This is a genomic window from Nostoc sp. 2RC (genome assembly GCF_014222165.1).
In the GTDB taxonomy this organism is placed as follows: domain Bacteria; phylum Cyanobacteriota; class Cyanobacteriia; order Cyanobacteriales; family Nostocaceae; genus Nostoc; species Nostoc linckia.
This window is the reverse complement of sequence record NZ_JACKZU010000346.1, coordinates 1-8,789: the sequence shown is the minus strand read 5'-3', so window position 1 is coordinate 8,789 and position 8,789 is coordinate 1. Positions and strand designations below refer to the sequence as shown.

Genomic DNA, 8,789 nt, shown 5'->3' with positions numbered 1-8,789 from the left:
GGGCATGGGGCATTGGGCATTGGGTATGGGGAAACATTAAATTTATTCCTTTACCCTTTACCCTTTACCCTTTACCCTTTACCCTTTTCCCTTTACCCTTTTCCCTTTTCCCTCATCTCCCTAAACACCAGGCGTAGAACCGCCATCAACGAGAATCTCTGCTCCTGTAATTGATGCGGCAAGGTCTGAAACTAAAAATAGAGCCAGGGATGCAATTTCTTCTGGTTGAGCAATTCTCTTTAATGGAATGCCTTGAATGGTTTCTGCCTTGGCTTGTTCTACGGTGATGCCACGTGCTTGGGCGTTTTGTTGTGCCAAGCGTTCGGCTCGTTCTGTGGCGGTAGCACCAGGTGAAATGGCATTGATTCGGATGTTGTATTGGGCTAACTCTTTAGAAATTCCTCTTGTAAAGTTGAGTAGGGCGGCGTTGGTGGTACCACCAGGAACAAAGCCAGGGCGGGGTGTCCGTCCTGCACCACCGATGATGTTGACTATGCGTCCGTCGCCTTGATTTTTTTGATGGGGTACAACGGCTCTGACTAAGCGAATGTAGCCCAATAGTTTTAAGTTCCAAGCGTCCAACAATACATCGTCGCTCAGTTCGAGGAATGAGCCGGCACGGGCTGAACCGGCGTTATTGATCAAAATATCAATCTGACCAAACTGTGCCAGAGTTGTTGACACAACTTTTTCTACATCTTCGGCCTGAGTCAAATCAGCACTGATGGAGATGACTTTTGCCCCTGTGGTGGGTAAGGATTGGATGGCACTGACCGCATTTTCTAGTCGTTCTGGGTTACGAGCTGCGTAGGCGTAGCCAGTCGTAGACATCGCTACATTCACACCTTCACTATACAAAGCTTTGGCGATCGCTAAGCCAATGCCGGCACTTCCTCCTGTAACGATTGCTGTTTTGCCTGATAGTTGTAGTTCTAAACTCATACGATTTTGGATTTTTGATTTTGGATTTTAGATTTTGGATTTTATATTTGGTATCGGATTGGTAAATTTTGGTTTAGTAATTTTTTTCAGAATCTTTTTCAGGCTCAGAAGTTGTGATTTTATCAAATCAACTATTTTCTAAACTGCAACTACCTCATCCCGAACCAATAATATTGCTGATTGAAAACCTATATTATGAATGTTCAAAATTTCTCTACTTTCTTGGTATGTACAGCCTACAAGTATCTTGACTTCTGTATCTCGCTTTTCTAAATCAACACTACATATCAAAGCGGTTACTACTTTGCCAGACAGGCTTCCTAGCCAAACATCTATGTTATCTTTATCTCCAGAACGAGTATCTTCCAAGTATCCATAATCCAATGGATAAATTAAGGATGAATAGCGTGGATGTGATGTACCTTTTGGACGATCTATTTTCAAATTACTAGTAGTTACAAGCTGGTCTAGTTTTAACCAAAAATCAGCAGAATTATTAATTGCTAATTCGTAACTCATAATTATTACTCCATACATGAATTTAGTTCTAAGCAAAGAAAATAATTACGAATTACGTTAGCGTAGCCCATTAGGAATTATTCGCTAATTCTCAATTGGAAATGTGCAATACAGCTTTACCAGGGAAACTGCGATCGAGTAATTTTTGGGCTACGTCAGCTATTTCTGTCCAAGAAGCTTCTAAATCAATGTGAGGACGCAACTGACCTGCTTCTACTAAACTCAAAAGCCGTTTTAGACCCACCGCTGCTGATTCAAATCTCAGTTCATCGAACAGACGTAAACCATACAAACTCACGCCACCAGTCCCGAAAAATTGAGCAGCGTTAAAGGTTACTTCGGCTCCCCCTGATACTCCATACAGCACAGTTTTTCCATCCTGAGCCAATAGGCCAAGGGCTATACCCAAAGTCTTGCCACCTACGGACTCTACAATCAGATGATAAGGCCCGTATTCCCTTGCCGGTGAAAGGTCTTCACCAATCACCACTGACTGTGCCCCTGCTTTTCTGACTAAAGTCTCATAGCCAGCTTGACGAATGTGTGCCACGACTTGCGCCCCTGATAATCGTGCCAATTGGATAGCGAAGTAACCAACGCCTCCGGATGCACCTGTAACCAAAACAGGCCTAGCTAAAACTGAACCGCCTTTGAGTACGGCATGATACGCAGTTAAACCTGCTACGGGCAATGTAGCAGCTTCAGTAAAGGATACTGATGGGGGTACTTCTGCTAGAGCGCTGGTAGGAACAGACACAAGTTCTGCCCAAGCACCGCTACGACGTAAGCCAACTACACGCGCTCCTTTGGGAGGCCCAGACCCATCAATGGCAGGAGTTTCAATAACGCCAGCCAAATCCCAGCCAGGTTGCCAGCCAGCTTCAGCAGTGGTTGAACGCTTCACCTCACCCCTATTCAAGGAAATTGCTGCTACCCGTACTAAAGCTTCATCTGAAGCAGGCTGTGGTGCAGTCACTTCACTGAGTGCCAAACGCCCTGGCACATTGGGGTCAACAATTACAGCACGTATTTTGCTCATAAGGTTCCCCTGGCTTAGAGGTTAATTTCTAGATCGTTGGTTCCAATTTAGCGCTTGCAATACATCGACAGATTGACTTGATAGGTTACTTATTTTTTCTTCGCTTTAAATTTCTGCAACTAGGCCAATCATATCTAAAACTACAATAAATATATCGATTAACCGTAGTTTTTAGTACGTAAAAGGAAAATTATCACAGAAAACTATAACAATCAAGCATCTGACAAAAAGATTTGCAAGTATGTTGACTGTTGACTGTTGACTGTGAACGAAGAGGAAAAGGAGCAGGGGGCAGAGTAGACAAAGAAATAAGGCGAATAACTCCCAGTCATCAGTCATCACTAGACTTCTAAGAGAAGTGGGGAAAAGGGTAAGGGGTAAAGGGGAAAGGGCAAATCAAAACCCTTTTCCCTTTAACCTTTTCCCTTTCCCCCTCTTGCAAAAGTAACTTTTGCAAGATATTTACTCATCACTCCCCCTACACCGTGACCTTTGTCCCGTCAAATTTAGTAAAGGTAAATCCCCTAAATCTTTCGTTGTAACCGAGTCTTTCATCCCGAAGCAGGCTAATGGCAACTTCTTCTCCCAAAGCTAAGGCAGCTGAACCATCGGAACGCCAATGAATACCGCCATTGCCACGACCAATGGCATAGTTTGTTGCTAGTTTATTTAACTCACCGCCTACGGTCAAAGGCGCGCCGGTGTAGGAAATTACTTTTGTGGGGTCATTGGGGTCGGGTATGACTGGGTTGGGAATAACATAGTTCTCGTCAAAGAATGCTTTTAGGAGTGTGACATTGACAGCAGCAGTAACCGCAGCACCACCGGTATAGGAAGAATGGAGTGGTGAAGCTTCTGGATATGCTTGAGGTAACAAATAAGTACCGAAGGTTCTGAAGGTGGAAGCTAAAGCTTCGGAATTTAAGACTTCAGGATGAATAGGATACTGGGTATTATTGACAATATTGTTGTAAACTAGTCCACCATAGGCTTCTGGGCGGAGAATGCGGTGTACATAATACTTCTGCCAGTATGATGCTCTAATGGCACGGGAAGTACCCAAGTTGAGCAAGGCTTGTAATTGTCCAACAGCAAAGGTGGCAGCAGAACCAACTTGCGTCAAGGAATTAACGTAGGGATTGCCTGGATTTAATGGTGCGCCGATACTACCAAGAATCAAGGAGGCTCCCAGGTAGGTAGGGCCGCCAATATGAGCATACTCACCTAAATCGCGAACCGTGACTATGTAACGGCTAACAGGATCGTAGTTAATTGATTTCCCTGAACTACCTCCATTTTGCACAGTCAGCCATTCATTGAAATCAATCAGAAAGTCATTGCCAGGAAGAGCGGTACGAATTAGTGGAGAAACAAACTGAGTTCCCCAAACAATAGTCCGCAGGAGAAATTGTGATATGTAAGGGCCGTTTAGTACTCCTGGGGGAGTTACATATTTTATCTTTTTACCAGAGCTATCACTGCGATCGACATAGTTGACGCTACCACGAAATAAAGTTTCAGGGGTCACAAGGCCATTTTGTTTTGGGCCTCGGAACGCCGAAAGCTTATTCAGGTCTGCCACAGCTGCCAAAACTTTTGGGTCGTCTGTGTTGTTTTGAAACTTGGAATAAGGTACATCACGCAGTAAGGCTTGCCAATAGATTTCAACAGCTTCAGCAGCTCTTTGTGCGCTAAGTAAAGCTGGTGGTGGTGGTACTGCTATCTGAGCTGCATTGATACCTTCTAAGCTAATTGCTAGAGGCCCTTGGGGATTTACTAGTTTTCTGGTGCCACCCAAGATAATTTTTTCAAAATCATCTGGATTTAGCGTTGTCAGTGCTTTAGTCAAAGAGTTGTAAGCATCCAATTTGACTTCACCCCGTGCATCGTGGGGTAGTCCCCTACTGTCGGAGCCAATTTTGTTGGCATATCGCCTCTCATCACCATTGGTGGGATGCGGCGGAATGGGAATACTATTTTCGAGCCTTGCTGCTTCAACACGCACTTGAAAAGCTTTATTAACAAACTTCTGATAGTTGAAGTTTAGTTTTCCATCAGAAGGATTAGTGGCTTGGGCAATGTCTCCTGCTTTTTTGGAAGATACAGTTGAACCTAAAACTCCTCCAACGGTGCTGGCGACTGTAAATAAACCGACGCGACCAAGAAATGAACGTCTACTACGGCTAAAAAAGAAGCGTCTTGTGCGACTTAGTTTGGATTCCTGAGGCTGCTTGATTTCACTTTGAGTTTGACCATCTTGACCAAAATTTTGATCGGAATTGGGATCTAGTTGCATTAGAAGATATCTCCACTGGCAAAAACAATACAAAAATTCAGCCGTGAGCGAACCAATGAGTAGTTTCAGGTGGTATACAACAGAAATGAGAATTCAGAAATAAAACACACTTAAGGGACTTCCAAATAAAAAAATATTCCACAGAATACTGTTGACCCTTCGACTTCGCTCAGGGTCAAGGCTGAGCGGAGTCGAAGCCTTGACCATTGACCGTTGACAGTCAGCAGCCAACGACCTAAATCGGAACAATTTATTTTTTGGAGTTCCCTAATGCTGTAACTTGACTAAGTTGAAATCTGTTGTATTTGAAACACTCACCAATTTAAGGAGAGAATAGTTTTAGTGAATTACTTATCAAACCTAGAGCCACTTTACTAGAAAGTAATTTGCACTCTTAGTTATGACTTTGAGTCTTTAGTTATGCTATTCAACAATCGATGGCATAACTTTTACACCTACAGCTTTCATGAAATCAATAGCATACGCTGTGGTTGAACTATTGCAGCGATCGCACAGTTCAAACCACAATTTTTTCCAGTTAGATTGCTAATATACTGTAAAACTATCGATTTACCGATGTTTGTAGTTGTTAAATCAGACTTTCTCACAAACACCTGTGAAAATCAAGTAGTTTTGACAACAATTTAGCTAGTAATTTGAGTTTTCTTGAAAAGTCAAGTTGTTTTTTAAGCCAAAAGGCAACAGGTAACAGGCGATTAACCATTGCCCATTGCCCATTACGTATTAGAACTCTTGCAAAAGTACTTTTTGCACTCTTGTGGGAAAAGGGATGCATCTTTATTGGGAAAAGGCAAAATACCAAACGTTTCCCCCTTTCCCCTTACCCTTTTCACGACTTCTCTGAGAAGTCTATTACCCATTGCCTTTGACTAACTAACTATGCCCATATCTACATAAATTGGATGTACTATTCTTTTAATGGTGTCGAGTTTTCTACTAAAGAAATACGCTCCGATAATACAACAAGCACCACCAAATAATAAAGCATTAGTTACACCGATGCGATCGGCCAGTCCTCCAAAGAATAAATTACCGAAAGGTAGAATTCCTAAAAAACCTGTTGTAAATATACTTGTGACTCTACCTCTTTTATTTTCATCAACAATAACTAGTTGGATAAAATTACTAATTGAAGCTAGAGTTAAACTAGTATTCATCCCTATAATAAACATAAATATTAGACAAGTTTCTAAATTTTGGATGCGGGAAAAGATGATTAAAGATAATCCTAAAATTGCCGCCGATCGGGCGACAATATTTTCTAAGCCTACGGCTTGTTTTCGGAAAACTAAATAAAATCCTGAAACTATAGAACCAAGTGCTGAAGCTGTCATCAGAAAACCCATAGTCTTAGCATCGCCATGTAAAATTTCTTTAGCAAATATAGGCATTAGATTTACATGTGTCATTGCCATAAAACAAATGACGATTTGTAATCCTAATACAGCTTTTATAGGAAAAAAATCATACGCAAAAACAAAGCCTTCTTTGAGATTTTGCCAAATTTTAGCTTTGCGATCTGATAGTTTGTTGAGAACAGGCTTGACTTGGATGGTTAAGATAGCAGATAAGAACGGCAAATAGCTAATACTATCCACCAAAAAGCAGGAAGCTGCTCCAGAAGTTGCAATTAGTAAACCCCCAATCATGGGACTGACAAACTTAGCAGTGTTAATTAAAAAGGAATGAGAGGCCATAGCACTGTAAATATCTGCTTTTTTATCCACCAGTCTGGGAATAATTACCTGACGTGCTGGTAAATCAAAAGCTTTCACTGTTCCTTGAAGAGTACCAATGATAATAATCCAGGTGACATTAATGCGATCGCTAATAGTTAAAAACGTTAATGTAGAAGATAAAACAATAGATGTTAGCTGAGTAGTAAGTAAAACATATCTTAAGTTCCAACGATCCAATAGCACTCCTACTATAGGTGTAATAATCAAGCCCATAGCTTGATTTGTAAATCCTGCTATACCTACTAAGATAGCTGAATTAGTTAATTGGTAAACTAACCATACTAAAGCAATTTGTGTCATCCAAGAGCCAAAAAAAGATAAGCTCTCACCAATAACAAAACAAGCAACATTCGGAGATTTTAGAGCCGGTGGAAGTTCAAAAGACACAAATTTTAATTTGTCTTTTGAAAATTTTTCTCTATTACTTGGTAACATCAGCTTTTCCCTGTTTGACAATGTTTCTAACCATGTTTTTCTACAACTAATCCAAGATTGATATAGACGCATTATCAATCCAAGATGCATTACCCGATGCTTTTATAGTCTTCCCAATAAAAAGACAACAATTTTATCCTCTTGTTATCAGCAACATGAGGAATCTCGAAGACTTATACAAAGTCCTCAGAAAGAATGTTTTTGATAAAGGTCAGCTACCCTTGTACATTACAAGTCCCAAGCAATAGTTAACTTTGCTTAATGTTAGATTAACAGAAAGTTTGCATCCTTAGTATCTGCTGAAAAAAAGTCACTCAAACAATTAATACACGGTGAATAAGCATCATATCATGTCTGTTAAGGAACGACAATTATCGCAGAACAAGCATATCAGGGGGATGGGGAGACAAATCAATTCAAAATTCTTGCATAACGCTCGCGGACACGGCGAATCGTGGCTCTAACAAAATTCACGCATTCAAGAACTTTTAACTTTTAAATGCGTGACTTTTTAATGCCCCATACCCAATACCCTTTATCTGTTTTATTTTATGAAACTCAAGCGTTATTTTTGGATAGCTATTTTAACCATCATTACCTTACTAGGCGTGATGATATCAGAAAAAACTCAGGCGCATACATCATCCAATACACTATTTCAAACATCTACAATTAGCGCCTTGTCAGTAGGAATTTATGAGGGAAAAACTAATTTTCAGCAGTTGAAAAAATACGGTGATTTTGGTTTGGGTACAGTCAATTATCTTGATGGAGAAATGATTGGATTAGATGGTAAGTTTTACCAAGTTAAAGCTGACGGTGTTGCCTCTGTTATTCCTGATGACGTTGCCAGTCCTTTTGCCACAATTACCTTTTTTAAACCAGAAAAATTAATTCGTTTAGAAGGACAGATGACTTATCAGCAATTGCAATCATCTTTGGATCAGCGCCTATCCACTAAAAATTATCCTTATGCAATTCGTATTCAAGGTAATTTTCCTTATGTAAAATTTAGAAGCGTTCCCAAGCAAACCCCGCCCTACCGACCTTTGGCAGATGCCCTCAAAGAACAATCAGTGTTCGAGTTAAGGAACGTAAATGGCACTTTAGTAGGATTTCGTACACCCAAATATATGGAAGGAGTAAATGTCAGGGGATATCATTTTCATTTTTTAACTGCAAATCGGAGAACTGGAGGACATATTTTAGATGGGCAGTTTCAAAATGCTAAAGTAGAAATTGATACTCTGTCAGATGTTGAGATAAATTTGCCCAAAACTGCTGAATTTGAGCAAGCTGATTTGGGAGATGGCACACCGAGTATTAAGTAAATATTTTGGATCGAATCCATGCCACTATCAGAAACTATTGCCAAAGAAAAAGATACTCGTCCCCCTGTGGCCATTGGTCATGTGAGATTTTATGTGAGTAATGTGCCTGAGGCTAGCAAATTTTTTGTCAAAATAGGGCTGCGGCTAATTACACAATCAGAACATGTAGCTGTTTTAGAACTACGGGGAGGAACGCACTTAGTTTTGAGAACAACACCAGAGCCAATTACTTTTGGAACCAAAGCACCTTTTGACTTGATGGTAGATGATGTTTTTGCCACTAGAGATGCTTTAACACAGCAGGGACTAACTGTTTCCGAAATCGAACCAGGCAGAATCCACAGTTCATTCACCTTGACTGGGCCAGATGGCTACATATTGACCTTTAATTCCTCGCATACAGGGGGTAGAGAGGTTTAATTTGGGCATGGGGTATGGGGTATGGGGGAAAGGGAAAGGGGTAAGGG

General features: G+C 40.8%; 7 protein-coding genes. 2 read left to right on the top strand and 5 right to left on the bottom strand.

Translation table 11 applies throughout. The features are described from left to right. Window positions 1-120 precede the first annotated feature (120 nt). The 5 genes from GNE10_RS27885 to GNE10_RS27865 form a co-directional block, all read right to left on the bottom strand. Complete coding sequence (locus tag GNE10_RS27885) at window positions 121-942, bottom strand: SDR family oxidoreductase (RefSeq protein WP_185568820.1); 822 nt, start codon at window positions 940-942, stop codon at window positions 121-123. Window positions 943-1,080: 138 nt separating this feature from the next. After that, a complete protein-coding gene (locus GNE10_RS27880; RefSeq protein ID WP_185568818.1) occupies window positions 1,081-1,461 on the bottom strand; it encodes an inorganic pyrophosphatase in 381 nt (126 codons plus the stop codon). Window positions 1,462-1,552: 91 nt separating this feature from the next. Next, entirely contained in the window at window positions 1,553-2,500 is a 948-nt protein-coding gene (locus GNE10_RS27875; protein ID WP_185568817.1) for a zinc-binding dehydrogenase, read from the bottom strand. Between the two features lie 478 nt (window positions 2,501-2,978). Then, window positions 2,979-4,796, bottom strand: coding sequence for a vanadium-dependent haloperoxidase (locus GNE10_RS27870; protein WP_185568815.1), 1,818 nt, complete (start codon window positions 4,794-4,796; stop codon window positions 2,979-2,981). An 890-nt stretch (window positions 4,797-5,686) separates the two neighbouring features. Beyond that, window positions 5,687-6,991, bottom strand: a complete 1,305-nt coding sequence (locus GNE10_RS27865) for an MFS transporter (RefSeq protein ID WP_185568813.1) — start codon at window positions 6,989-6,991, stop codon at window positions 5,687-5,689. Window positions 6,992-7,542: 551 nt separating this feature from the next. On the opposite strand from GNE10_RS27865, the gene budA reads away from it, so the two are divergent. Then, window positions 7,543-8,322, top strand: a complete 780-nt coding sequence (gene budA, locus GNE10_RS27860) for an acetolactate decarboxylase (RefSeq protein ID WP_185568811.1) — start codon at window positions 7,543-7,545, stop codon at window positions 8,320-8,322. Window positions 8,323-8,340: 18 nt separating this feature from the next. Then, a complete protein-coding gene (locus tag GNE10_RS27855) occupies window positions 8,341-8,742 on the top strand; it encodes a VOC family protein (RefSeq protein WP_185568810.1) in 402 nt (133 codons plus the stop codon). The last annotated feature ends 47 nt before the right edge of the window (window positions 8,743-8,789 follow it).